At 48.0% G+C, this 25,802-nt stretch carries 18 protein-coding genes; 14 read left to right on the top strand and 4 right to left on the bottom strand.

Annotated elements, in window-relative coordinates; translation table 11 throughout:
- Nucleotides 1-476 precede the first annotated feature (476 nt).
- From QVO66_RS00850 to QVO66_RS00835, 4 genes are all read left to right on the top strand, one after another.
- Nucleotides 477-4,268 carry a DUF4922 domain-containing protein gene (locus tag QVO66_RS00850; RefSeq protein ID WP_288172404.1) on the top strand — a complete coding sequence of 1,264 codons (3,792 nt, stop codon included), beginning with the start codon at nucleotides 477-479 and terminating at the stop codon, nucleotides 4,266-4,268.
- Nucleotides 4,269-4,289: 21 nt separating this feature from the next.
- Nucleotides 4,290-5,597 carry an MFS transporter gene (locus QVO66_RS00845; RefSeq protein WP_021853475.1) on the top strand — a complete coding sequence of 436 codons (1,308 nt, stop codon included), beginning with the start codon at nucleotides 4,290-4,292 and terminating at the stop codon, nucleotides 5,595-5,597.
- A gap of 161 nt (nucleotides 5,598-5,758) precedes the next feature.
- A complete protein-coding gene (locus QVO66_RS00840) occupies nucleotides 5,759-6,694 on the top strand; it encodes a cation diffusion facilitator family transporter (protein WP_021853474.1) in 936 nt (311 codons plus the stop codon).
- A gap of 271 nt (nucleotides 6,695-6,965) precedes the next feature.
- Nucleotides 6,966-8,726 carry a 1-deoxy-D-xylulose-5-phosphate synthase gene (locus QVO66_RS00835; RefSeq protein WP_021853473.1) on the top strand — a complete coding sequence of 587 codons (1,761 nt, stop codon included), beginning with the start codon at nucleotides 6,966-6,968 and terminating at the stop codon, nucleotides 8,724-8,726.
- Between the two features lie 114 nt (nucleotides 8,727-8,840).
- Here QVO66_RS00835 and QVO66_RS00830 read toward each other — a convergent pair whose 3' ends face one another.
- From QVO66_RS00830 to QVO66_RS00820, 3 genes are all read right to left on the bottom strand, one after another.
- Nucleotides 8,841-9,620: a ZIP family metal transporter gene (locus QVO66_RS00830; RefSeq protein WP_021853472.1), complete on the bottom strand. Its 780-nt coding sequence runs from the start codon at nucleotides 9,618-9,620 to the stop codon at nucleotides 8,841-8,843.
- Nucleotides 9,621-9,890: 270 nt separating this feature from the next.
- Nucleotides 9,891-10,766: a carbon-nitrogen hydrolase gene (locus QVO66_RS00825; RefSeq protein WP_021853471.1), complete on the bottom strand. Its 876-nt coding sequence runs from the start codon at nucleotides 10,764-10,766 to the stop codon at nucleotides 9,891-9,893.
- 93 nt (nucleotides 10,767-10,859) lie between these two features.
- Nucleotides 10,860-11,906 carry an agmatine deiminase family protein gene (locus QVO66_RS00820; RefSeq protein WP_021853470.1) on the bottom strand — a complete coding sequence of 349 codons (1,047 nt, stop codon included), beginning with the start codon at nucleotides 11,904-11,906 and terminating at the stop codon, nucleotides 10,860-10,862.
- 539 nt (nucleotides 11,907-12,445) lie between these two features.
- Here QVO66_RS00820 and QVO66_RS00815 point away from each other — a divergent pair.
- From QVO66_RS00815 to QVO66_RS00800, 4 genes are all read left to right on the top strand, one after another.
- Complete coding sequence (locus tag QVO66_RS00815; protein WP_021853468.1) at nucleotides 12,446-13,309, top strand: DNA/RNA non-specific endonuclease; 864 nt, start codon at nucleotides 12,446-12,448, stop codon at nucleotides 13,307-13,309.
- A 37-nt stretch (nucleotides 13,310-13,346) separates the two neighbouring features.
- On the top strand, nucleotides 13,347-15,038 hold the full coding sequence (locus QVO66_RS00810) for a hypothetical protein (RefSeq protein ID WP_021853467.1): 1,692 nt from the start codon (nucleotides 13,347-13,349) through the stop codon (nucleotides 15,036-15,038).
- A gap of 135 nt (nucleotides 15,039-15,173) precedes the next feature.
- Complete coding sequence (locus QVO66_RS00805; RefSeq protein ID WP_021853466.1) at nucleotides 15,174-15,857, top strand: outer membrane beta-barrel protein; 684 nt, start codon at nucleotides 15,174-15,176, stop codon at nucleotides 15,855-15,857.
- Between the two features lie 377 nt (nucleotides 15,858-16,234).
- Entirely contained in the window at nucleotides 16,235-16,813 is a 579-nt protein-coding gene (locus QVO66_RS00800; protein WP_021853465.1) for an outer membrane beta-barrel protein, read from the top strand.
- Between the two features lie 370 nt (nucleotides 16,814-17,183).
- Here QVO66_RS00800 and QVO66_RS00795 read toward each other — a convergent pair whose 3' ends face one another.
- Entirely contained in the window at nucleotides 17,184-18,656 is a 1,473-nt protein-coding gene (locus QVO66_RS00795; protein WP_288172403.1) for a Na+/H+ antiporter NhaC family protein, read from the bottom strand.
- A gap of 349 nt (nucleotides 18,657-19,005) precedes the next feature.
- On the opposite strand from QVO66_RS00795, the gene QVO66_RS00790 reads away from it, so the two are divergent.
- The 6 genes from QVO66_RS00790 to thiC all read left to right on the top strand — a co-directional run bounded on the left by QVO66_RS00790 (nucleotide 19,006) and on the right by thiC (nucleotide 25,642).
- A complete protein-coding gene (locus tag QVO66_RS00790; RefSeq protein WP_021853463.1) occupies nucleotides 19,006-19,791 on the top strand; it encodes a Nif3-like dinuclear metal center hexameric protein in 786 nt (261 codons plus the stop codon).
- A gap of 3 nt (nucleotides 19,792-19,794) precedes the next feature.
- The gene (locus tag QVO66_RS00785; protein ID WP_021853462.1) at nucleotides 19,795-20,652 is read left to right on the top strand and encodes a zinc ribbon domain-containing protein; all 858 of its coding nucleotides are present in this window, start codon (nucleotides 19,795-19,797) and stop codon (nucleotides 20,650-20,652) included.
- 27 nt (nucleotides 20,653-20,679) lie between these two features.
- Nucleotides 20,680-21,987 carry an MFS transporter gene (locus QVO66_RS00780; RefSeq protein ID WP_021853461.1) on the top strand — a complete coding sequence of 436 codons (1,308 nt, stop codon included), beginning with the start codon at nucleotides 20,680-20,682 and terminating at the stop codon, nucleotides 21,985-21,987.
- Between the two features lie 459 nt (nucleotides 21,988-22,446).
- Nucleotides 22,447-23,283, top strand: a complete 837-nt coding sequence (gene thiD / locus QVO66_RS00775) for a bifunctional hydroxymethylpyrimidine kinase/phosphomethylpyrimidine kinase (protein WP_021853460.1) — start codon at nucleotides 22,447-22,449, stop codon at nucleotides 23,281-23,283.
- A 12-nt stretch (nucleotides 23,284-23,295) separates the two neighbouring features.
- Complete coding sequence (locus QVO66_RS00770; protein ID WP_021853459.1) at nucleotides 23,296-23,934, top strand: thiamine phosphate synthase; 639 nt, start codon at nucleotides 23,296-23,298, stop codon at nucleotides 23,932-23,934.
- A 7-nt stretch (nucleotides 23,935-23,941) separates the two neighbouring features.
- The gene (gene thiC, locus QVO66_RS00765; protein WP_021853458.1) at nucleotides 23,942-25,642 is read left to right on the top strand and encodes a phosphomethylpyrimidine synthase ThiC; all 1,701 of its coding nucleotides are present in this window, start codon (nucleotides 23,942-23,944) and stop codon (nucleotides 25,640-25,642) included.
- Nucleotides 25,643-25,802: the final 160 nt, after the last annotated feature.

Genomic DNA, 25,802 nt, shown 5'->3' with positions numbered 1-25,802 from the left:
TCGTGCTACAAGAGCATACCTTTTGCAATACGAAAAACCACAGGCTGCATGCTGATATGCCTGAAGTTGTGGTGTAAGGGCAGTTTGGGGCAGATGTATTTTGCTAAAATATGAAAAATGAAAAGTTAAAATTGTAGGTACTAAAATGCATATTTTGTTAATAAAGGTAAAAGGATTGGCGCGTCATTTCGTGAGATGCAATATCCTTGCCGTTATCCGTTGAAACGGACGCAGGGGCAAGTCATGAGGCATTGTTGCGTAAGGTGAAAATGTGTTGGTGGATATTGCCGTCATCTTTTTTGCTGATTTTGATTTTGTGCCATGTCTATTTTCGGGTAAATGCAACCGAGTTGTCAGGATTTTTGTGTACTTTTGCATGTCAATATAATTACGAGTCGCCGTGGCTTTGTTGCGTGCCTCCGCGTGTGGCGGCATGGAGCGGCAGGCGCGGCGTAACAATTTATGAAAAAACAGAAATGAGAGGAACAATAGACTGCTTCTTGCCTTGCGCTGACATCAGTGCGGTGGCCAACACCCTGCGTCAGCTTAAAGGCAGCCGCATGATACGGCATATAAACCTGATGGTTACACAAGATATGGCTATGAGCACACCCGTGCCCGAAAACTGCTCGTTTATTGCCGTCGACGGCCTGCTGTCGGCATCGGCAATGCACGCAATAGCCGAGAGCTGCATGGCCGACTATGCACTGGTATTCCTGAAGACCGTGCCCGTAAGTCTTGGGCAGTATTCAATACAGCGCATGATGCGTGTGGCAGCCGAGACCGACGCGTCGATGGTGTACAGCGACCGCATATCGGTAGAGAACGGCGAACCAAAGCCACACCCCGTGATAGACTGGCAGGAAGGCAGTCTGCGCGACGACTTCGACTTCGGCAGCGTGGTGATGATCAAAGGCACGCTGCTCAACAGGTTTGCGCGCGACGTTGAAGAGTCGGCATACAGATTTGCAGGATGGTATGAACTGTGGCTCTATCTCAGCCGTTGCGGACGCCTGTTCCATATCAACGAGCTGCTGTACACAGAAGAGGAGAGAGACCTCAGGGCCAGCGGTGTCAAGCAGTTTGACTATGTCAACCCTGCCAACCGTGAGGTGCAGATAGAGATGGAGCAGGCCGTTACGGCACACCTGAAGGCCGTTGGCGCCCTAATCGACACATCGCTCTATCGTGAGCCCGACTTCAACGAGCAGGACTTCGAATACGAGGCGTCTGTGGTGATACCCGTGCGCAACCGTGAAAAGACAATATGCGATGCCGTTGACAGCGCGCTGTCGCAGAAAACAAGTTTTCCGTTCAACGTCATCGTCGTTGACAACCATTCGACCGACAACACTACGAAGCTGCTGGAGCAGTATGCCGCAAAGAGCGACGGGCGTGCTCCTCTGATACACATCGTGCCGCAGCGCACAGACCTTGGCATTGGCGGATGCTGGAACCTTGCCATAGACGACGAGCGGTGCGGACGCTTTGCCGTGCAGCTCGACAGCGACGACCTCTATTCGTCGGAAAACACGCTGCAGACTATTGTCGACGAGTTCTACAGGCAGCGTGCCGCCATGATTGTAGGCAGCTACCGTATGTGCGACTTCGACCTTAACACGCTGCCGCCGGGACTTATAAGTCATGCAGAATGGACCGACGACAACGGATGCAACAACGCCCTGCGCATCAACGGACTGGGAGCGCCGCGCGCGTTCTTCACGCCGCTGCTCAGGCAGATACGCTTCCCGAACACAAGCTACGGCGAAGACTATGCTGCCGGACTGGCCTTCAGCAGGCGCTATAAGATAGGCAGAATATTCACCGAACTGTATCTGTGCCGCCGTTGGGGCGGCAACAGCGACGCTGCGCTGACCGTAGACAAGGTCAACGCCAACAACCTGTATAAAGACCGCCTGCGCACCATGGAGCTGTTGGCACGTCAGCAGATGACAGCCGGCAAGGCAGACATGATGGCAGACAGTTCGCTCTATCGCTTCTTCAACAGACAGATAGAGACGTGGAGCCTGGCACGCCACAACTTCAGAGACCTGCAGGAGGTGCTCACGCGCGACCTTAGCGACGGCGGAATGCCCCTCGTGGCACAGTTTAACCCTGCCCGCATGGTGTCAACCGGAGCTTCGATAGACAAGGCCTCGATAAGCAAGCGCCCATGCTTCCTGTGCAAGGAGAACCGTCCGCAGGAGCAGCAGATAAAGCGCTTTGACGACAACTTCGACATATTGGTTAATCCATATCCCATACTTCCCGTACACTTCACGCTGCCGGCAGTGAAGCATCAGCCGCAGCACATACTCGAATATTACGGAGAGATGCACGCCATACTGACGCAGAATCCCGACATTATGGTGTTCTATAACGGTCCGAAGTGCGGAGCCTCTGCTCCTGACCACATGCACTTCCAGGCCGGAACGAGCGGCAAGGTGCCCCTGCAGGCATCATGGTCGAGACTGGTGCGCGACATAACGGTGGTGCATGCGCTCGACGCCGACAACGACATATCAGTCATCAACAGCTGGGCATGTCCGGCCTTGCTGATAAGGAGCCGCAATGCCGAGGCCGACGAGAGACTCTTCCGCTGTGTGTACAATGCTTTGCCTATGCACGACGGCGACATAGAGCCGATGATGAATGTAGTGAGCTGGATGTCTGCAGGCCAGTGGCTGACGGTGGTATTTCCGCGCCGCAAGCACAGACCCGACTGCTATTCGGCAGACGGCGACGCCAAGATGCTTGTCAGTCCAGGCGCGCTCGACATGGCAGGACTGATAATAACGCCGCGAAGAGAAGACTTTGAGCGGCTGACGGCAGAACAGGCCGAAGGCATATTGCGCGAGGTGGCCATCACGGATGACGAAATGTGTGAGGTTGTGGCTAAGATAAAGGCATCGGCACATTGTGGCGAGGCTCCGGGCGCAAGGTTTTACAAGCATGTTGAGCCAGAGGTGCATGTAGGCATTGTAAGTGCCGAGAGCATCTGTTTCTCGCTCAACGGCGAGTATATGGCAAAGGGCGAGGTTATCACGGGACCGCAGCAGGTGTCGTTCTCAGAGGGAGGCATCCTGTGGAACGGCAATCTTTACCGTGAACTTACGTTTACGCCTTGTGACAAGGACGCGTCGTTCTCGCTGAGCGACGTAACCATTGGAGTAAACTTCCATTGGGAGCGCAAGGAGACACAGACATTCCAGGGCACGCTGAAAATAGTAGTTGAGGCCGACAAGATATGTGCCATCAACCGTCTGCCAGTGGAAAACTATCTGATAAGCGTCATCTCGAGTGAGATGAAGGCCACTTCGTCGCTTGAGTTCCTCAAGGCTCATGCCGTAATATCGCGCAGCTGGCTGCTGGCACAGATGGAGCGCCGCAAGCGTCAGAGCAGCGGAGGCAACGGATTCTTCTCGTTCATAAAGAAAGACGACGAGCTGATACGCTGGTACGACCGCGACGACCATACCATATTCGACGTGTGTGCCGACGACCATTGTCAGCGCTATCAGGGCATAACCAAAGCCAAGAACAGGCATGTGGAGCAGGCCGTGAGTGAGACTCGTGGACAGATACTGATGTCGGGTGAGGACATCTGCGATGCCCGTTTCAGCAAATGCTGCGGCGGCATAACCGAGGAGTATCAGTATTGCTGGGAGGACACGCCGCAGCCATATCTGGTGGCTCTGCGCGACAATGCTTCAGGCGGAGCCGTGCTGCCCGACCTGACGAATGAAGATGAGGCTGAGGCATGGATAAGAGGCAACGGCGAAGCTTTCTGCAACACGCACGACAAGAAGATTCTGTCGCAGGTGCTCAACGACTATGACCAGGAGACTGCCGACTTCTACCGCTGGAAGGTGGAGTACACACAGGAGCAGCTGGCAGGACTTATTGCTGCCAAGTTGAAACTGGATCTCGGTGATATTGTAGACCTGCAGCCTGTTGCCCGCGGAAAGAGCGGACGTATATGGAAACTGAAGATTGTGGGCACGAAGGGCTCGTTCACCATCGGCAAGGAGCTTGAAATAAGGCGCGTGCTGAGCGAGAGCCATCTTTACAGCAGTGCGTTTGTCGTTGACAAGGCAGACATCAGCAACGGCGTGCCGCAGCGTTTTGTGCTTACAGGTGCAGGCTGGGGCCACGGAGTAGGCCTCTGTCAGATCGGTGCTGCCGTGATGGGCGAGCGCGGATATAAGTATGATGAGATACTTCTGCACTACTACCGCGGTGCAGAAATAAGAAAAATATATGGTTAACATAAAACTTTGAACAAGAAAATGAATTCTGGTAAGAAGTTGAGCAGGAACCCCTGGAGCTGGGTTCCTACACTATATTTTGCCGAGGGACTGCCTTATGTGGCCGTGATGACGATTTCGCTTATCCTGTATAAGCAGCTCGGACTGACAAACGCAGAGATTACGTTCTACACCTCGTGGCTGTATCTGCCCTGGGTAATAAAGCCGCTTTGGAGTCCGTTTGTAGATATTGTCAAGACCAAGCGCTGGTGGATAATCACCATGCAGCTGCTCATCGGTGCGGCTTTTGGCGGCGTGGCGTTCACCATTCCCACCAGTTTCTGGCTTCAGGGCACGTTGTTCTTCTTTTGGGTGATGGCGTTCAGCAGTGCTACGCACGACATAGCGGCCGACGGCTTCTATATGCTCGGCATGGACCAGCATAAACAGGCGTGGTTTGTAGGTATCAGAAGTACGTTCTACAGGTTTGCGACAATATTCGGACAGGGCGTTCTTGTGATGATTGCAGGCAACTTGCAGGTGCTTTTCCGCAACAGCATAAAGTATTCGTGGAGCCTTATGTTCTATGGCGTTACGGGCTTGTTTATAGCCTTGTGGCTGTGGCATAGTCTGGTGTTGCCGTGCCCTGTGTCAGACCGCGGACTGCGCAATGCCGGTGCACGTGAGGTGTGGACAAAGCTGGTGTTGTCTGTAAAGACGTTTTTCACCAAGATGCCGGCAAAACAGGTGCTCATAGCTTTCCTGTTCATGCTCTTTTACCGTATGCCCGAAGGACTTTTGGCGAAGGTTTCTTCGCTGTTTCTTATCGACAGCGGAAGCAATGGCGGACTGGGACTTTCACCTCAGGAATATGGCTTTGTGCAGGGAACGGTTGGCATAATAGGACTTACGCTCGGAGGAATTTTAGGAGGAATGGCTGCCGGACGCGACGGACTGAAGAAGTGGCTGTGGCCCATGGTGTGCGCCATAACGCTGCCTGACCTTGTCTATGTTTATCTGAGCTACGCCATGCCCGACAGTTTCATTATTATCAACGTGTGCGTGTTTATTGAGCAGTTTGGCTATGGCTTCGGCTTTACGGCTTACATGCTCTACCTTATTTATTATAGTCAGGGGGAATATAAGACGTCTCACTATGCACTGTGTACGGCGCTGATGGCGCTGTCGATGATGCTGCCCGGACTTGTGGCAGGATATCTTCAGGAGCTTGTGGGCTATCTGTGGTTCTTCATCATAGTTGTCATTCTTTGTATCATCACATTCCTTGTCGCGGCATTTGTCGACATCGATCCGGAGTTTGGCAAGAAAGAACATGAGGAACGGCAATAAGCCGGGCTGCATGTTATGGTGTGTATGAAGAGATCGCAGCATATATGATATTATGTGACGTTTCTGCTGCCAGGCAAAAGTCTGGCGGCGGAAGCGTCAACTTTATATTGAGGATAAAATAATTATCGGTTTTTATAAATATTGGTTTACAGGTAAAAATGATGGATAAGAAAACGCGTGAAAAGAAAATCTACAAGGTGACTGTGCTAGGAAGCGTGGTCAACATTGTTCTTGTCGTGCTGAAGTTTGTGTTCGGAATACTTGGACATTCGGCCGCCATGATTGCCGATGCTGTCCATTCATTGTCAGACTTGATAACGGATATTGTCGTTCTGCTGTTTGTCAAGCTGAGCAACAAACCGCAGGACAGCGACCACGATTATGGACACGGCAAGTATGATACTCTTGCAACATCGCTCATCGGACTGGCTTTGCTCTTTGTGGGAGTGATGATTTGCTATGGCGGAGTGGAGAAAATCATAATGGCCCTTAATGGTGAGCCGCTTCAGCAGCCCGGATATGTGGCATTCATTGCCGCTGTGCTCAGCGTGGTTCTAAAAGAGTGGGTTTATCGTTTTACTGTTAAGGTTGGCAAGGCTGTCGACTCTCAGGCTGTCATAGCTAATGCATGGCATCATAGAAGCGATGCTTTCTCGTCAATAGGTACGGCTTTGGGTATTGGCGGAGCCATATTCCTGGGCTCCCGTTGGGCCGTGCTTGACCCGATAGCAGCTGTTGTTGTGAGTCTGTTCATCATCAAGACAGCCCTGACACTGATTCGTCAGGCATCTGATGAACTGCTGGAAAAGAGTCTTTCTGATGATGTGGAGAAAGAGATAAAGAGCATTGCCGAAAGTGAGATCGGCGTGAGCGGAATACATAACCTGCGCACAAGGCGTATAGGAAACAACATTGCGATAGAGATGCACCTGCGTATGCCGGGAGACATATCTCTTTATGAGGCCCACAGAAGGGCAAGCGATATAGAAGAGAAACTGCGTGAGCATTTTGGTGAAGATACTCATGTGGGGCTTCATGTTGAGCCGTTGAAGGTTGACGGCAAATATGTGGCTCCTGAAAATGACGGAGAGAAATAATCTGCAACGCCTCGTATGAACTGAAAGTTGAATGTGAAATTTGAGGCGTAAGATGTGAAATATGCTGCTGTCAGGCTTGCTTTTATGGCTGTTCAGCAGTGGGGTAATGGCCATTCATCACACCAACTTGGGTGTCTTGAATGGCTTAATGTTTACTGCCTGAATGGTGTGAAAGAGTAGAATGTTTACTTTTTAATGTAATTTGTTTATCCTGTTTTTGTAGGGTTTGTTGTAATTTTGCCTTTGAAATAAGATAAATGGAAATATATTTATGTATTTAGAGAAAATTAATAGTCCGCAGGATGTCCGCAAACTTGGTATTGAGCAGCTCGATGTCCTTGCCGGAGAAATTCGTGAAGGTGTGCTTAACCGTGTCAGCAATCACGGAGGTCACGTGGGCCCTAACCTCGGTATAACAGAGGCGACGATAGCACTTGTGTATGTTTTTGACATTCCTGAGGACAAAATCGTGTTCGATGTGTCTCATCAGGTTTATCCTTATAAGATGCTTACAGGCCGCGCTTACGGATATTTAGACAACAAGCGCTTTGATGATGTGTCAGGATACAGTTCGCCGGAAGAGTCGCCTGAATATGACTGTTTTGAGATAGGGCACACTTCTACGTCTGTGGCTTTGGCTACAGGATTGCAGAAAGCGCGCGACATACGGGGCGGAAAGGAGAATATAGTGGCTGTTATCGGTGACGGATCTCTGAGTGGAGGCGAGGCCTTTGAGGGCTTTGACATGGCCGCTGAGATAGGTACAAACATGGTAATAGTGGTTAACGACAACGAGATGTCTATTGCCGAGAACCACGGAGGACTGTATGGAAACCTGAAGCTGCTGCGTGATACAGCCGGAAAAGCAGAACTAAACTTCTTTAAGGCTATGGGGCTCGACTATGTTTATGTTGAGGACGGCAACGACATAGCCTCGCTTATAGCCGCATTTAAGCAAGTGAAGGACGCCGAACGCCCTGTCGTTGTACACATTCATACGGAGAAAGGACATGGCTATGCGCCTGCAGTAGAGAACAAGGAAAGATTCCACTGGAGTATGCCTTTCGACCTTGAGACAGGTAATCTGAAGGCTTCTGCAGGTGATGGCGAGGAGTATTTTCCGGCACTTATAGGCCAATATCTTGCAGAGAAGGCAAAGAACGATCCGAAGTTGGTTGCCGTAGTGTCTGCCGTTCCAGGCGGAGCTGGCTTTACTCCGGAGATAAGAAAACAGATGGGACGCCAGTATATCGACGTTGGCATTGCCGAGGAAGAAGCCGTGGCTTTGAGTTCCGGTATGGCTAAAGGCGGCGTAAGACCTGTTTACACGACCTATGCCACATTTATTCAGCGCACCTATGACCAGATTGCACAGGATCTTTGTGTGAATGGAAACGCTGCTGTGATAAATGTTGTAGGCGCATCTGTCTACGGAATGAATGACATAACGCATATTTGTTTCTTTGATATTCCTATGCTCAGTCATATTCCTAATCTTGTTTATCTTGCCCCGACGACATACGAAGAGTTTGTTGCCATGGAAGACTGGGCTATAAGGCAGACTGAATATCCTGTGGCAATACGCATACCGGAGGCTCTCGTGGCACATAGCGATGAGAAGTATGACACGGACTACAGCCAGCTGAATAAGTATAAGATGGATAAAAAGGGCGACACTGTGGCCGTGATTGCTCTTGGCGACTTCTATCAGAAAGGTCAGAAGGTGGTAGAGATGCTTGCCGGTAAAGGTATAAATGCCACGCTTATCAACCCCCGTTTTGTGTCAGGCATTGACGAAGAAATGCTTGAAGGTCTGAAGAAAGACCACAAATTGGTTGTTACGATAGAAGACGGATGCATAGACGGAGGCTTCGGAGAGCGTATAAGCCGCTATTACGGACCATCGGAAATGAAGACAATATGTTTCGGCGTGCGTAAGGCTCTTTACGACAGATATGATGTTGAGCAGCTGCTGCGCGACAACCATCTGACCGAGGAACAAATTGTAGCTGATGTTCTAAATCTTATTTAGAAAATTGAGAATGGAGAATGGAGGATGGAGAATTATGATTTGTTTTATTACTCCTATCCATCAAGAGTAATCATAATTCTCCATCCTCCATTCTCAATTCTAAATTATCATCTCTTATCCCAGCACGACATCAAGAATCATCATGAGGACAAAACCGGCGGAAAAGCCAATTACGCCTATGTTGGAGTGTTCGCCTTCAGAGGCTTCGGGGATAAGCTCCTCGACAACAACGTAGATCATAGCTCCTGCCGCAAAGGCCAGAAGATAAGGCAACACGGGCGTCATCATCGAGGCAAGCAGAATGACAATAAGTCCGCCTAACGGCTCAACTATTCCGCTGAGACTGCCTAAAAGAAACGACTTCATGCGGCTGTTGCCCTCTGCGCGCATGGGCATAGATATGATTGCGCCTTCGGGAATGTTTTGTATTGCGATACCGAGTGACATTGCAAGGGCTGCGGCTGCCGTTATACCGGCTCCGCTCTGCATGGCTCCTGCAAGTACTACGCCTACAGCCATGCCTTCAGGAAGATTGTGTATGGTGACGGCTAGCGACAGCATTGCCGTGCGTGACAGATGACTGCGCGGTCCTTCGGGCTTAGACTTGCCAAGATGAAGGTGTGGCGTGATATAGTCGATGGCCAGCAGGAAGCCTATGCCGGCCAGAAAACCGACAGCTGCAGGCATGACAGACCATTTGTCCATATGGCTGCACATATTCATGCTGGGTATTAGAAGCGACCACACCGAGGCTGCCACCATAACGCCTGAGGCAAAGCCAAGCAGGGCTTTCTGCAGCAGCGGGGGCATGTCTTTCTTCATGAAAAACACGAAACCTGAGCCTAACATTGTGCCCATCAGGGGGATGAGGAGTCCTAAGATTATTCCTTCCATTGCTGTTTTAATTATTTATGAGACAAATGAGACATATGGGACATTATGAATTTAACCTCAACCGGTAATTAGACAGAATACTGTTTTATCTATTTTATGCATTCATGCTTTCTGCCCGTCTTATTGTTTATATCGGCGCCTTTTTGCTATCTTTTTCTTGACACAATCCGCCATGTCTGCAAAAAATCAAACAAAAATACGCTCAATATGAAGTAAAATCCGACCGGATTCTAGTAACCGATTGGGGCTTTAATGCCATGATGTGATGTCTCAGTCGATAAAGCGCTTCACAATATCAGTGTATTTATCTATGCGGCGGTCGCGAAGGAACGGCCACCAACGGCGCACCTGCTCGCTGTGTGCCAGGTCGATGTCTATTACTTTGCGCTCTTCCTCATGGTCTGATGCCCTGTATAGCAGTTCGCCCTGCGGTCCGGCAACGAATGAGCTGCCCCAGAACTCGATACCTCCGGTCATTCCCGACGGGTCGGTCTCGTGTCCCACGCGGTTTACGGCAACCACAGGCAGTCCGTTGGCTACGGCATGTCCGCGCTGCACTGTTGTCCATGCCTCGCGTTGGCGCTGCTGTTCTGCAGGTTCGTCAGAGCTTTCAAAGCCTATGGCTGTGGGGTAGATTAGCATTTCGGCGCCCTGAAGAGCCATCAGACGGGCTGCTTCCGGATACCACTGATCCCAGCATACGAGCACGCCGAGACGTCCTACAGATGTGTCGATGGGGTGGAAACCAAGGTCGCCTGGTGTGAAATAAAATTTCTCGTAATATGCAGGATCGTCAGGAATGTGCATCTTGCGGTATTTGCCTGCTATAGTTCCGTCGCGTTCTATCACCACGGCAGTGTTGTGGTAAAGTCCTGCTGCACGTTTTTCAAAAAGCGAAGTGACGATTACCACTCCAAGTTCTTTGGCCAGACTGCCGAAAAACTCGGTCGACGGACCAGGTATCGGTTCTGCCAGGTCGAAGTTGTTGACGTTCTCAACTTGGCAGAAGTACAGCGAGTTGTGCAACTCCTGCAATATTATCAGTTCTGCTCCTTCAGATGCAAGTGCCTTTATGCTTTCTGCAAGGCGTTGCATGTTGTATCTCTTGTCAGCTGTGTTATGCTGCTGAATTATTCCTGTTTTCATTCTGTTTTGCTGTTGTTTTGTTTGAGTTAATTTACGGCTGCTGCCTTATGTGTTGACATTCAGGATTTTATGAGCCGTATATGCTTTGATGATTTATTGTTTCTGTTCCGTTATTTTGCTGTAGAGCTGCATCGTACAGCAGTGCAGCGAGCCATGCTGACGTATAACGGTACGGCTGTCTATGCCTATGACATCTCTGCCGGGGAAGGCCGCTTTAATTACTCTTTCGGCCTCAGCATCGTTGTCAGGCTGATTGTATGTAGGATAAATCACGGCGCCGTTCACTATCACATAGTTGGCGTAAGTGGCCGGAAGCCTGTCGCCGTCGTCATATATTGCCGCAGGCATGGGCAGGCGCATCAGTCTGTATGGCTTGCCGTCGGCTGTACGGAACGTTTTCAGCTGTTCTTCCATGCGTTTCAGGTCGTCATAGTGGCTGTCGCTCTTGTCGTCACATCCTATATATAATAAGGTGTCGTCGGGAGCTATTCTTACCAGTGTGTCTATGTGGCCGTCGGTGTCGTCGCCTTCAAGATGTCCGTAGTCTATCCATAAGATGCGTTCGGCATGCAGCATACTTTTCAGTTTCAGCTCTATCTCGCTGCGTGTTAACGGCTGGTTGCGGTGAGGTGCCAGAAGACACTGACTTGTGGTCAGCACGGTGCCGCGTCCGTCGCTCTCAATAGATCCGCCCTCCAGCACAAAGCTGTTAAGGTCGGTGTAAGTGCCTTCTACGACACCATTGTCGTACAGACTGCGGTTTATGGCGTTGTCAAGAGCGGCCTCAAACTTGTCGCCCCATCCGTTAAAGCGGAAGTCGAGCAGCGTGTAGGTGCCGTCGCCGCCAAGTGTTATGAATCCGTGGTCGCGTGCCCATGTGTCGTTTGTGGGGCATTTATGGAATATTATATTGTCCAACTGACAGCTTGTCAGTCTCTTGCTGAGTTCCTTTTTCACCAATTCCGGTTCAGGGGCAACCACGAGCAGTTTCTCATATCGTGTTATGGCGTCAGCCATTTCGGCGTATGTTGCGCATATATCGTCAAGATACTCACGCCAGTCGGTGCCTTCGTGCGGCCATGTCAGCTGTATGGCGCTTTGATTTGCCCATTCGGGCAGCAATATGGCATTGTTGTTCATACTTTTTGCTTCGGTTTTGTTTATGTTATGCAAAATGTGTGTATGTCTTTTCTGATTGCTTTACAAAAATAATATAAGTGCGGATAATGAGCAAATAAAAGCTGCATTTTATTATATAAGGTGTCATTATGTCAGATTTTCGTTGATGTAAATCAACCTGTTTGACGCATGTCAAAATAGAGGCACTATAAGCCAAATTCATAGACAAAAACGTTCTGACATGCTGAAAATGGTATTACCTTTGCGTTAGAAATAAAGGAAAAAGGATAACAAGGATGTGAAGATGCATCCTACAGGTAGAAATTAAAAATAGGAAAGGTAAAAAGATTATGAAAAAGATTGTTAACAGGATTTTAGACAACAAGAAGTTCAACAAGTATTGTGTGAACGTTTTGAAAATGTACAACTACGGACGCGTAAACATGCCTGTTTAAGCTGACGTAGAATAAAAAGAGTCGGGCTGGTCTTATAGCATAAGCTGTAAAATCAGCCCGATTTTCTTGTTTATAACCGTATAAATAGCTATCTTCGCAGATGATATGAAGAACTTTAGAGCTTATTTTTTATTGTTTATTGCGGTCGTCGCGCTGTGTTCGTGCGACTTGGCAAAGAATAACAAGGCGCTTATCAGCGAGGCTGGCAAGGCGCTGGTAGAGGAACTTGACCAGAAAGACGGCGAGGCCGGGGTATGCGATGCGTCTGCCGGAGCTGCAGAAGCCGATGACAAGCTGGTTATGCAGACATCACCGAAGGGGACACCTGAGCAGATACTGAAGCGCACAGGGTATGTGGCATCGTATAACAAGACCACTCTGCTGCCGAACTGGGTGGCATGGCATCTTACGGCTGAACGCACCGAGGGAAGCGCAAAGCGCTCGGGCGTAGACTTTGCAGAGGATACGGAAGTGCCGGAGCCGCGCGCAACAGACTGGGACTACTATAATTCGGGCTACGACCGTGGCCACATGTGTCCGGCTGCCGACAACAAATGGAGCAAGAAAGCCATGGAGGAGTCGTTCCTCTTTACCAATATGTGTCCGCAGAACGGCAATCTTAACCGCGGCGACTGGAACGAGATGGAGATGGCATGCCGCAAATGGGCTAAGAAATACGGCGACCTGTATATAGTCTGCGGCCCTATATTATATAAAGGTAAGCACAAGACAATAGGCAAGAACAAGGTGGTTGTGCCCGAGGCATTTTTCAAAGTAGTGCTGCGCACGGGCGATGATCCGCAGGCAATAGGCTTTATCTACAAGAATACTTCAGGCAACCGGCCAAAAGATTCATACGTTAACACCGTAGACGAGGTGGAGCGCATCACGGGCATTGACTTCTTCCCTTCGCTTCCTGATGATGTCGAGAAAAATGTGGAAGCTACGGCAGACATTGCAAATTGGTAACTCCGCAGCTATAATCAACACAGAATAAATATAAGACATGAAAACAATATCAGGCTTGATAAAATGTTCGTTTTTTGTAATAGCCGCAATTTCGATAGCCGCATCTTGCGATAGCGGTCGTTCGTCGTCAACACTCAGACTTGTTGACAGTCTGGCTGAAGACAATCCGGATTCAGCCTATAATATATTGTATTCGATGACGACTTTCGACCTGTCTTCTGAAGAAGATGTTGCTTATTACGACATGCTTATGTCGTATGTCCTTAGTCGGTTTGTGGTTAACACAGATTCGGTTGCATTGAAACGCAGCATCACTTATTATGCAGATACCGACAACAAGTCCATGTTGCAGCGCTGTTGGCTTTATATGGGCATGATCAGGCTTAGGCAAGGTGCTTCGCCTGATGATGTGGAATGTGATTTGATAAGGGCGGCACGCCTGATTGACGATGTGAGAGACTCTGTCATGGCAATGCGCATATATGAGCATTTGGCCATGCTCAACATGAAGCAACATGACACAATAAACGCTTTGCGCTATGCACGTATGCTTAACACAATATCGGCCGGCATTGTCAGCAATGAGTGGCGAATGCGTGGAAATAACGCCATGGCGCTTGCCATGAGACTTGCCGGACGGCGCGACAGCATGCTGACGTATGTGGCAAAGGCAGAACAATGTATACCTGACAGTTTTGTGCCTGGTATGAATAATGTTTACAACAAGATTGCTTTCATGCAGATGCATATTGGGCATGGCGACATGAGGTTTGCAAAGAAAATGCTAAATGTGTCGCTTTATGGCGGTAGCGACTGGCGTTCACTTAATCTGCTGGCTGATTTATATTTGAAGACTGGTCGTGAGAAGGATGCCTTCTCGCTGGTAAATGTACTGATGTCTTCAGATAACGCAAAATCTAATGTATGGCTTTACAATTCATTGAGCGAATATTATGCTGCAAAGGGACAGTTTAAGGAAGCTTATATTATGAAATGCCGTCGCGATTCGGCATTTACGGTAGTTAACAGACTTGTTAATGCTAGCTTTGCAACAGATTTATGGCAAAAATATGACCAAGAGGTTGTCAGGCGTTTTGCAAGGCGCAAAATGACAATGATAGTTTTTGTTTGTTTTGTCGTAATTACGTCGGTGCTTTCAGCATTTGTTGTTTCCGGGCGAAGGCTGCGTAAGCGTGCCGCACAGATAAGCGCATTGAAAAACGATTTGCTGCAGATGCAGATAAGAATAAATAAGATAAAGGAAGACGGTGATAAGACTATAAAAGAAAAGACAGAGGTTTTAAAGACCATTATTGGTGAAAAGCAGGCTGCTATAACAGAGCTAAGCGGCAAACTTTCGGTAAGCAAGGATGAACTGAAAGACTATTTGTCGCGTTTCGAAGAAATAGAGCATGGACTGCATTATCTTTACAGCGTGATGCGCAATGAGAATATTTCTCAACTTAACAAGAGCGAACGCGAATCGCTTATAGAGTGCTATAGGGTTATAGACATGACTTTTGTTCATCGTATAGAGAAACTTGAAGGCAGCAAACTTACCATTCAGGAGAAACTGTTTTGCGTGTTGCGCAATATGGGTAAGGATGAAAACATAATAAAGTATATGCTTGGTCTTTCGGACGAAGCATATCGTAAAACGCGGAGCAGGGCACTTAACAAGCTGCGAAATGATAAAGAAACTATTGATATAGCGGACAAAATCAAGTGATTTTGTCCGCTTTTGTTTATGTAACTTATTGATTTTCAGTGATTACCGAAAATTGGTTTTGTCCGCGCTGTTTGCAGGTTTGTATGCGTTTGTATACCTTTGCGACAGTTTCTAATATTAATATAATAAATAAAAATGAAAAAGATTTTATTGTTTATTTTGTGTGTTGCAGTTCTGCATGTCAACGCTCAGGGATTAAAGTTCGGCGTACATGCCGGCACAGATTTGCTGTGGTATTCGGCTAAGAACAATCCTCCGTTTGATGAGTCAAAGATTAAGGCCGGGTTTGTTGTGGGCGGTGATGTTGCCTATACATTCAACAATAACGTTGCTTTGGCATCGGGGATAAGCCTGCTTGTATCTAACGGACAGTTCAGTGCATTGACGGAATATTATCCGGTAGAGATGAAGTTCAGCGAGGTTAATGTGAAGACAATGTCGCTCGAGATACCTCTGAAAGTTGGCTATACCTTCAGGTTGGGCAGTGGCATATCGCTTACTCCTATGGTTGGGGTTTATGGACATTATGGTGTCGACTCGTTTAAAGGCGATGTCGTATCATGCATTGGCGGAACGTCAGGGGCTAATACCATAACAGAGAGCTGGAAGCCATACAACGGATATACCAGCAGCCGGATTGACACATATACGATATCACCGATAAAGAGATGGGATTTTGGCTGCAGTGCAGAACTTAAGCTGACCGTGAAAGACCATTATGTGATTTCAGCCGGATATATGCGTGGGTTGATTAATCAGGACGACTATTATAAAATCAACAACAATAGTCTGCGTCTAACTCTTGGATATGTGTTCTGACACAACAAAAAGTGCAAAAACACATTCATATCTGACATGATTATGGATATTTAAGACAATTGCAGTGATAGGCAATGCCTTATGGCAATTTTCTGAAACGACAGGAACTTATCGGCATGGGGCTGTATGGTAACGGCCGGGTATGTGTCGGATAGTTCTTGTCGTGAGTTGTTGTGGCGGTATGTGTTAATCAATGATAGTTGTTCAATGCAACTTAAAGTTGTCATTGTTGATGGTGTGAAAATACGGCTACCCCGATAAATATAGGGAAAAAGTGAAAAAAATATTGGCGGTGAAACCATTTTGACAGGGAAACCGGGAAATCATTTGAACGGAATATATATCAAGAAAGATTAAACTAATTAAATTTTATATCTATGGTACGGACAAGAAGAATATTTGTATCAATAATAGTGGCGAGCTTCATTTCTGTAACTGCTTTAGCGCAATCAAAATTACATTTTGACTTAGACTACCAATACAGCCTTGGCTTGTCTGAAAATTTCGCAGAATATACGTATAATAGAGGCTCGTATAAGATGGGTGGCAACTTGTTGCAAGTCGCTGCGCGCTACGATGTGGCAACACAATGGTCGGTCGGGATAGGCATGGGATTGGCTCGTTACACCGAACCTGACTTTAATACATACCCAGTGTTTGCGACATTGCGCTATAAACCAGTAAGGAAACAGCCACAGGCATATCTGTTTACAGATTTAGGTTATGGTCTGAAGTTGGGTGATGATAGCAACTCCGGCTTTTCGGGAAGATTAGGTATTGGTTATACTTGGATGATAATGCGACATTTCGGACTGAATTTTCAGATTGCGTATGACTTAAAAAACTTTTGTGATATTACAACAGCTTATTATAATGAGGCAATGGATAAAACTGAATTTTTCAAGAGTAATAGCACACGGCACTCTATTTCTTTTGGAATAGGCCTGACATTCTAATATGTTGAGTCAGATATAGCCGGCACATCTAAGGCCGGAACTACCGCAGAAAGTTGAAAGCCATATGACGGATATATCAACAGCAAGGTAGCCATATACACAACTTCACCGATATAAAATCAACAATAACAGCCTTTGCTTTACTCTTGGATATATATTCTGACATGACAGAAAGCATAACGATATATTCAAGACAGACAGAATATAAAGATATGTAAAATAATTTATGTGATTAGAATTATCCAGATAATTAAGTTACTGATGCGGCAAAAACTTATCGCTCATTGGTCATACTCAAAGCGAAAAGACCTATAGCGGTAAGTTTTTGTCGCATTTGTTTTATGTCTGTATAAATGAATATTCAGGTATGTTATGCCACTTTTGTTATGTTCTCTTCTTTTGGCTGCGTGATAATTTGTTTTATCTTAAAGCCTGTGAAGGCAACAAGGATGGACATCAGCGGACTGAGTATGTTAAAGAAGCAATAGGGCAGGTAGGTCAGAGTGCCTACTCCAAGCACTGTTGCCTGAGTCATTCCGCATGAGTTCCATGGTATGAGCACGGATGTTACTGTAACCGAGTCTTCTACAGTACGGCTAAGCAGTCTGCTCTCCAGTCTGCGGCTTTGGTAAAGGTCTTTAAACAGGTTGCCTGTAAGTATGATAGACAGATATTGGTCGGCAGTGCAGGTATTGAAAAAGAGTCCTGCGCCCACAGTAGAGCACACGGCACTAACGGGTTTGCGTACAAAACGCACGAAAAGATTGGTTATGCTGCTTATCATGTTGCTTGCCGACATCACGCCGCCGAAGCACATGGCACAGATTATCAGCCAGATGGTGTCCATCATGCCGCGCATGCCCCTTGTGGCAACAAGAGCGTCTATTTCGGCGTGGCCCGTTGATATGGATGTGCTTCCGAATATTGACGTCATCAGGGCCTTGAATCCTGTTGCGAAGTCGAGAACGCTGCCGTTTACTATCTGCAGAAGGATGTGAGGCTGGAACAGCAGAATGCATATTCCGGCTATAACAGACGATATAAAGAGCGTAATGATGGTTGGCAGTTTGGCCAGAATGAGACAAGCCGTGATGACCGGCACCAGCAGAAGCCACGGCGACAGGTTGAATGTCTGTGCCAGCGTGCCTGCAAAAAGCTCGCTCTGCTCGTTGCCGCTGTGGCTCATGACAAGTCCTGCAACGGTAAATATGCCGAGAGTGATTATTATCGACGGCACGGTGGTTATGAGCATATAGCGTATGTGGGTAAACAGCTTTGTGCCCGTTGTTGACGATGCCAGCACTGTCGTGTCTGACAGCGGCGAAATCTTGTCGCCGAAATAGGCTCCCGATATTATTGCTCCTGCAATCCATCCCTCGTCGAATCCCTGCGCCTTGCCTATGCCGAGCAGTGCCATGCCTATTGTGGCTATGGTGGTCCATGAGCTGCCGGTTATGATAGACACTATGGCGCATATTATGCAGCACGACGCAAGGAAAAACTGCGGCGTGAGAATCTGCAGACCATAGTATATCAGCGTGGGAACCACTCCGCTGAGCATCCATGTGCCCGAGATGGCTCCGATGAGCAGAAGTATCACTATGGCCGGAGTAACCTTCTTTATGTTTTTGGCCATTCCTTCCTCAAGCACGCTCCACTTGTAGTTGTATTTTATCATTGCTATGCCCACACAAACAGCCGAGGCTATGAGCAGCGACACCTGACTGCCGCCAAGCAGGGCGTCGCCCCCGAAGGTAGGGATGACCATGGCCAGCAGGGCCACGAGAACGGCTAAAGGAGTCAGGGCTACGATTGGATTTGGTATCCTTGTCTTTTTGTTCATAACTAACCTATTGAAAATTTTGGCTGCAAAAGTAATAATTCTGCTGCTATAAGTCTGCAAAAAACTTCTGTTTTTCAACAAAAAGATGCATTTTGTCTCATTTAAGAATAAACATGCAAAATAATTACATAAATGTGTGAAAAATCGGCATGTTACGCATGTCGTGTGTCATGAATTTTTACTGTTGTACGACAAGCAACAGATGGTCAGGCTGCATTGTTGACGATTTGGGCAGAAGCGCATCATGAATAATAGTGGTTAAAGAATGTAAATAAATTGCGCCGCTCTTTGACAAGCCGCTGAAAATAGCTATCTTTGCACATTATTATTATTTAAAAGGCTGAAAAGCGTGAAAATAAGAGAAGTGGTTGACGCCCTTGAACGTTTCGCGCCTCTGCCCCTGCAGGAGAGCTTTGATAATGCCGGCCTGCAGGCAGGACTGACAGAGGCGGAAGTATCAGGGGCTTTATTGTGCCTTGACGTTACCGAAAAAGTGGTCGACGAGGCTGTGGCTTTAGGCTGTAATCTCATCGTGAGTCATCATCCGTTGATTTTTCATGCACTGAAGCGCATCACCTATGCCGACGACGTGCAGCGTGCCGTTGCCAAGGCTTTAAAGAATGATATCACGGTGGTTTCCATGCACACTAACATGGACAATGCCCGTGGCGGTGTTAACTTCAAGATAGCTGAAAAAATGGAGCTTCATGACTGCCGTTTCTTTGCAGAAAAGACGGTTATGGGCATCGAGTGCGGCAGCGGAGTTATAGGAGAGTTGCCCGAGGCGCTTGCCGCCGACGACTTTGTGCTGATGCTGAAGCGCACGTTCGATGTTGAGTGTGTGCAGTGCAATCAGCTTTTGCGCCGTCCCATCAAGACCGTTGCCATCTGCGGAGGCGCAGGCTCGTTCCTCCTGCCTGAGGCAATTGCACAGGGAGCAGACGCCTTTATCACAGGTGAGATGCACTATCATGAGTATTTCGGCCATGAGCAGGAAATACAGATTGCCGTCATTGGCCACTATCAGAGCGAACAGTATACTAACGAAATATTTAAATCAATAATCGAGGAAGCGTGTCCGGGAGTTGTGACTTATCTCACAAAGACCAACACTAATCCTATAATCTACTTATAAAATATGGCTAAAAAAGATCCAACAGATTTGTCTGTAGAAGAGAAACTGAAAACTCTCTACCAGTTGCAAACCACATTGTCGGCTATCGATGAAAAGAGAGCCCTGAGAGGTGAGTTGCCTCTTGAAGTTCAGGACCTCGAAGACGAGATTGCCGGTCTTACAATACGTATTGAGAAAATAAAGAACGACATCAAGGAGTTTCAGAATGCCGTTGTACAGAAGAAGGCTGAAATTAACGAGGCTCAGGCCAGCGTGGAGCGCTATAAAGAGCAGCTCAACGACGTTAAGAACAACCGCGAGTATGACACACTGAGCAAGGAAATTGAGTTCCAGTCGCTCGAAATAGAGCTTTGCAACAAGAAGATAAGAGAGGCTAACGTTAAGATTGAGGAGAAAAACAAAGATCTCCAGAACAACGAGGAGCTTATTAAGGACCGCCGTGTAGCTCTTGAAGAAAAGAAAAACGAGCTCGACGAGATTATGGACGAGACAAGAGCTGAGGAAGAGAAGCTTAAGGAGAAGGCAAAGGAACTCGAACTGAAGATTGAGCCGCGTCTGCTTACAAGTTTCAAGCGTATACGCAAGAATGCGCGCAATGGTCTGGGTATCGTTTACGTGCAGCGTGATGCATGTGGCGGATGCTTCAACAAGATACCGCCTCAGCGTCAGCTCGACATCAGAATGCACAAGAAGATTATTGTGTGTGAGTATTGCGGACGCATCATGATTGATCCTGAACTGGCAGGTGTTAAGAGCGAAAAGCCTGTAGAGGAGAAGCCGAAGCGTAAGCGCGTAATTCGTAAGCGTACTACGAAGAAAGAGGATGATGACGATTTTGTTCCAGAGGAAAGATTGTCATAAAAAGCAATACCTTATTAAATAAGAACCATGGAACAGACAAATAAACAAAGTGGACGTATCATAGCCATCATAGCTATGATGTTTATCTACGCCATGATTTCGTTCGTCACTAACCTGGCGGCACCGATTGGCGTAATATGGAAGAATCAGCCCGAACTGATGGGCAGCAACACATTAGGCATGATGGGAAACATGATGAACTTCCTTGCATACCTGTTTATGGGTATACCTGCCGGCAAGCTGCTTATCAAGATAGGTTATAAAAAGACTGCAATGGTGGCCATTGCAGTTGGTTTTGTGGGTGTGCTCGTGCAGTATCTGTCGGGCTTCCCTACAGGTCTTACCGGATTCTGGGTGTATCTTTTGGGTGCATTCGTATGCGGTTTCTCTGTATGTATGCTCAACACAGTGGTTAACCCCATGCTCAACCTCCTTGGCGGAGGCGGCAACCGTGGCAACCAGCTCAACCTTATCGGAGGAACGCTCAACTCGCTTGCCGGAACGCTGACACCTATGCTGGTGGGCGCCTTGGTAGGTACAGTTACTAAAGACACTGCCATAAGCGATGTAAACCTCGTGCTCTACATTGCCATGACTGTGTTTGCCGGTGCGTTTATCGTGCTTTCGTTCATACCGATAGCTGATCCGGAGATGGGTAAGGCTACACAAGACACCGTATTTGAACATAGTCCGTGGGCTTTCCGTCATTGCGTATTGGGCGTAATCGGTATCTTTGTTTATGTTGGAATAGAGATTGGTATCCCCGGCACTCTCAACTTCTATATCTCTGACACGACGTCGAAGGGTGCAGGAGTTGTAGGCGATGCTGCTGCCATAGGCGGTTTTGTTGCCGGAACTTACTGGCTGCTGATGCTTGTAGGACGTTTCGTTGCCGGTTTCATTGCCGACAAGGTTTCAAGCCGCGCCATGATGATCACTGTATCGCTCGTGGCTATCGTGCTCATGTTGGTGGCAATGTTCTCGTCTAAGACTTCAACAACGTCTATGCCTGTGTTTACGGGTTCTTCGTTCACAATGGTAACAGTGCCTGTCAGCGCTCTGCTGCTTGTGCTCTGCGGATTGTGTACGTCTGTCATGTGGGCAAGTATTTTCAATCTTGCTACTGAAGGACTTGGCAAATACACTGCTGCCGCTTCAGGCATATTCATGATGATGGTTGTCGGTGGAGGTGTACTGCCGCTGTTGCAGAACTTCATTGCCGACAAGGCCGGCTACATGATTTCTTATATCGTGCCGCTTGTTGCTTTGGCATACCTTCTTTATTATGCTCTGCTCGGATGTAAGAATGTCAACAAGGACATCCCTGTAGATTAAATGTGAAAATCGTTTTTCATAGTAATAAATTGAGACTTTTTAAGTCTGTAGGCCGCAAGATTGTTATCAGTCTTGCGGCTTTTGTTTTGCGGCTTGTCCCGGGATTCAGTAGTGATAATTTTGTTTTCTGTGTCGTGAACGATATCAATGCACACAAAAAAGACAGCAAAAGTTTGGCTGTGCCGTTATTTTGTCTTATCTTTGCAATGTACTCAAAAGGTGGTGTCCGGCATGCCTTATGGCTGCCGTGTCTGAGATTATACACATTGAACCAGTACGGATAATGCCGACGCTGGGATTTTGATGCAATTCTTTTATGGCGGTTATTCCGCGTCACCTGCTTTTGAGAGTGTTGACTGATCTTAAAAGAGGAGATTTAAGTATGACTTTTATTTCTTTTTTGTGCGTTATGCCCGTAAAGTCGGGTGCTGACTGCTGTATGCTGCGGAGGGCTGCTTTATGAAGCGTTATCCCGTTGCTTTTTCTGTGGCTGGCTCAGATCCATCCGGCGGTGCAGGCATTCAGGCTGACTTGAAGACCTTTTCTGCGCTTGGAGTTTACGGCGCGGCTGCCGTTACAGCCATAACCGTGCAGAACACCAAGGGCGTTAAGTATGTTCATTCAGTGCCCGCACAGGTAGTCTACGACCAGATTGTGGCAGTCATGGAAGACCTGCATCCCGATGCAGTTAAAATAGGTATGGTTAACGATGCAGCAACATTGGATGCCATAATAAATGCCTTGACAGACTGCCGTCCGCATTTTCTTGTTGTCGATCCTGTCATGGTTTCGAGCAGCGGAAAGATGCTCATGAGTTCAGATGCACTCACTTTGCTTGAAAAAAAGCTGTTGCCCATTACAGACCTGCTCACTCCTAATATTCCTGAAACTTTAGTGCTGACCGGCATGCCGTCTGTATCTGCTAATGATTTAGAGGCTGCAGCACGCGCCATCCTTGATTATGGCACTCGTTCCGTATTGATAAAGGGCGGTCATGCATCGGGCTGTGTAAAGACAGATGTGCTTTTCAGCATCCTTGACGGCAACATCTCCTTAAATGAATATTCGGCTCCTTCTGTAGCGAGCCGCAACACTCACGGCACGGGCTGTACACTTTCGTCTGCCATTGCCGCTTTTGTTGCCCGCGGTGATAGTCTTGTTGAGGCAGTAGGCGAGGCTAAACGCTATCTTACTTCTGCGCTTGCGGCAGGAGCAGATATAACAATAGGTGATGGGACAGGCCCCTTGAACCATTTTTTCAGTCCTGTGCCGGCAATCGTAATTGATAAAGAATAAAGACAAAAAGATATGAACAGACTTCAGTTTATTACACATTTTACTGACAAATATACCTACGTCGACTCTGCCAGAATGGCTCTTGAAGGCGGATGCCGCTGGATTCAGCTGCGCATGAAGGATGCCACAGAGGCAGAGCTCGAAGCGGCAGCATTGCAGGTGAAGAGTCTTTGCGCCGGCTATGGTGCCACGTTCGTCATTGACGATAATGTGATGATGGCGCAGCGTGTTGGTGCCGATGGCGTTCATCTTGGCAAAAATGACATGCCGGTGGACGAGGCGCGAAAGATTCTAGGTCCTGATTATATAATAGGTGGAACGGCCAACACATTCGACGATATTTGCCGTCTTGCCGCCCAAGGTGCCGACTATATCGGCTGCGGCCCGTTCCGTTTCACTACTACAAAGAAGAATCTTGCTGCCATTCTCGGGCTCGACGGATACAAACGTCTGCTTAAGCAGATGCACGACAGAGGAATAAACCTGCCGCTTATAGCCATTGGCGGCATTGGTTACGACGACATTTCTGACCTTTTCAGTGCAGGTGTTACGGGCATTGCCCTTAGCGGAAGCATCCTGCGTGCCGCTGATCCGGTCAGCGAGATGCGCCGTATAGCAGATTTGATAAATCAAAAAGAACAAACCTTATAATATATTTATGGAAAATAATGTAAGAATAACTTATCCGGGTTCAGAGAAAGTTTACCTCAAGGGTGAACTCTTTCCCGACATTCGTGTGGGCATGCGTGTCGTAAAGCAGACTCCCACAGTTACCGTTGATGGTGACAAACGCACGGAGCGTCCTAATCCTCCTGTGTATATTTATGATACTTCCGGTCCTTACAGCGACCCTGATGTTGCTACTGATGTACGCAAAGGTCTGCCGCGATTGCGCGAACCGTGGATACTGAAGCGTGGAGGAGTGGAGCGCCTTAAGGAGATTTCGTCTGAATACGGACGCATGAGGCGTGATGACCACTCGCTCGATTCTCTCCGCTTTGAGCATATAGCCCTGCCTCTCAGGGCTAAGGAAGGCTGCCAGGTGAGCCAGCTTTACTATGCAAAGCAGGGCATAATAACCCCTGAAATGGAGTATGTCGCCATACGTGAGAACATGAATTGCAAGGAACTTGGCATCGAAACGCACATCACTCCTGAGTTTGTGCGCAGCGAGATTGCCGCCGGACGCGCTGTAATTCCTGCAAACATCAACCATCCCGAGGCAGAACCTATGATTATAGGCCGCAATTTTCTTGTGAAAATCAACACAAACATAGGCAATTCTGCCACAACTTCGAGCATAGACGAGGAGGTTGAGAAGGCTGTGTGGAGCTGCAAGTGGGGTGGCGACACGCTGATGGACTTGTCTACAGGAGCAAATATTCACGAGACTAGAGAGTGGATTGTGCGCAACTGTCCTGTGCCCGTAGGCACCGTGCCTATGTATCAGGCCATGGAGAAGGTTAACGGCCATGCTGAAAACCTTACTTGGGAGCTGTTCCGCGACACACTTATCGAGCAGTGTGAGCAGGGAGTTGACTATTTCACCATCCATTGCGGCATACGTCTGCAGAACATACATCTTGCCGACAACCGCATGACAGGCATGGTTAGCCGTGGAGGAAGCATTATATCAAAGTGGTGCCAGATGCATCAGAAAGAGAGTTTCCTCTATGAGCATTTTGATGATATATGCGACATTCTGGCTAAATATGACGTAGCCGTTTCGCTTGGCGACGGATTGCGTCCGGGCAGTGTCTATGATGCCAACGACCGCGCCCAGTTTGCTGAGCTCGACACTATGGGAGAGCTTGTGGAGCGTGCTTGGGCAAAGAATGTTCAGGCATTTATCGAAGGTCCTGGCCATGTGCCTATGGATAAGATTCCTGAGAATATGCAGCGTCAGATAGAGAAGTGCCACAACGCGCCGTTCTATACGCTCGGCCCGTTGGTAACCGACATTGCACCCGGCTACGACCATATAACAAGTGCCATCGGTGCGGCTCAGATAGGGTGGCTCGGCACTGCCATGCTGTGCTATGTAACGCCGAAAGAGCATCTAGCCTTGCCCGACCGTGACGATGTACGCGTGGGCGTGGTGACATACAAGCTTGCTGCACATGCAGCCGATCTGGCAAAGCATCATCCCGGTGCCATTGTGCGCGACAATGCGCTGAGCAAGGCACGCTATGAGTTCCGCTGGAAAGACCAGTTTAATCTGAGTCTTGACCCTGAACGTGCGCTTGAATACTACAAGACGGCCAACCATGTGGGCGGAAAATACTGCACTATGTGCGGTCCTAACTTCTGCGCCATGCGTATAAGCCAGACGATAAAAGAAGGCGAGTGCGATGTTTAATGCATGTGGGCTTTAATACCTCGGCGTTAAGCTGTCTGCGCAGCAGTATGACAGGCTGTATATGTGCCTGTCATGCCGTTGTGCCTTGCTTGCATGAGCGCAATGAAGCATGAAGAAAGGAAACGCTTAACTCATTGAAAATAAGAAATTTACTATATAA

Source organism: Prevotella sp. CAG:255, from assembly GCF_000431195.1.
Classification (GTDB): Bacteria; Bacteroidota; Bacteroidia; order Bacteroidales; family Bacteroidaceae; genus Prevotella; species Prevotella rara.
Note: the sequence above shows the minus strand (reverse complement) of the source record. Positions and strands in the feature narration are given on the sequence as shown.

What these genes read in the sequence shown, in the direction of transcription:
- QVO66_RS00850 (WP_288172404.1), top strand. Translation starts at nt 477, where the DNA reads ATGAGAGGAACAATAGACTGCTTCTTGCCTTGCGCTGACATCAGTGCG.
- QVO66_RS00845 (WP_021853475.1), top strand. Translation starts at nt 4,290, where the DNA reads ATGAATTCTGGTAAGAAGTTGAGCAGGAACCCCTGGAGCTGGGTTCCT.
- QVO66_RS00840 (WP_021853474.1), top strand. Translation starts at nt 5,759, where the DNA reads ATGGATAAGAAAACGCGTGAAAAGAAAATCTACAAGGTGACTGTGCTA.
- QVO66_RS00835 (WP_021853473.1), top strand. Translation starts at nt 6,966, where the DNA reads ATGTATTTAGAGAAAATTAATAGTCCGCAGGATGTCCGCAAACTTGGT.
- QVO66_RS00830 (WP_021853472.1), bottom strand. Translation starts at nt 9,620, where the DNA reads ATGGAAGGAATAATCTTAGGACTCCTCATCCCCCTGATGGGCACAATG.
- QVO66_RS00825 (WP_021853471.1), bottom strand. Translation starts at nt 10,766, where the DNA reads ATGAAAACAGGAATAATTCAGCAGCATAACACAGCTGACAAGAGATAC.
- QVO66_RS00820 (WP_021853470.1), bottom strand. Translation starts at nt 11,906, where the DNA reads ATGAACAACAATGCCATATTGCTGCCCGAATGGGCAAATCAAAGCGCC.
- QVO66_RS00815 (WP_021853468.1), top strand. Translation starts at nt 12,446, where the DNA reads ATGAAGAACTTTAGAGCTTATTTTTTATTGTTTATTGCGGTCGTCGCG.
- QVO66_RS00810 (WP_021853467.1), top strand. Translation starts at nt 13,347, where the DNA reads ATGAAAACAATATCAGGCTTGATAAAATGTTCGTTTTTTGTAATAGCC.
- QVO66_RS00805 (WP_021853466.1), top strand. Translation starts at nt 15,174, where the DNA reads ATGAAAAAGATTTTATTGTTTATTTTGTGTGTTGCAGTTCTGCATGTC.
- QVO66_RS00800 (WP_021853465.1), top strand. Translation starts at nt 16,235, where the DNA reads ATGGTACGGACAAGAAGAATATTTGTATCAATAATAGTGGCGAGCTTC.
- QVO66_RS00795 (WP_288172403.1), bottom strand. Translation starts at nt 18,656, where the DNA reads ATGAACAAAAAGACAAGGATACCAAATCCAATCGTAGCCCTGACTCCT.
- QVO66_RS00785 (WP_021853462.1), top strand. Translation starts at nt 19,795, where the DNA reads ATGGCTAAAAAAGATCCAACAGATTTGTCTGTAGAAGAGAAACTGAAA.
- QVO66_RS00780 (WP_021853461.1), top strand. Translation starts at nt 20,680, where the DNA reads ATGGAACAGACAAATAAACAAAGTGGACGTATCATAGCCATCATAGCT.
- thiD (WP_021853460.1), top strand. Translation starts at nt 22,447, where the DNA reads ATGAAGCGTTATCCCGTTGCTTTTTCTGTGGCTGGCTCAGATCCATCC.
- QVO66_RS00770 (WP_021853459.1), top strand. Translation starts at nt 23,296, where the DNA reads ATGAACAGACTTCAGTTTATTACACATTTTACTGACAAATATACCTAC.
- thiC (WP_021853458.1), top strand. Translation starts at nt 23,942, where the DNA reads ATGGAAAATAATGTAAGAATAACTTATCCGGGTTCAGAGAAAGTTTAC.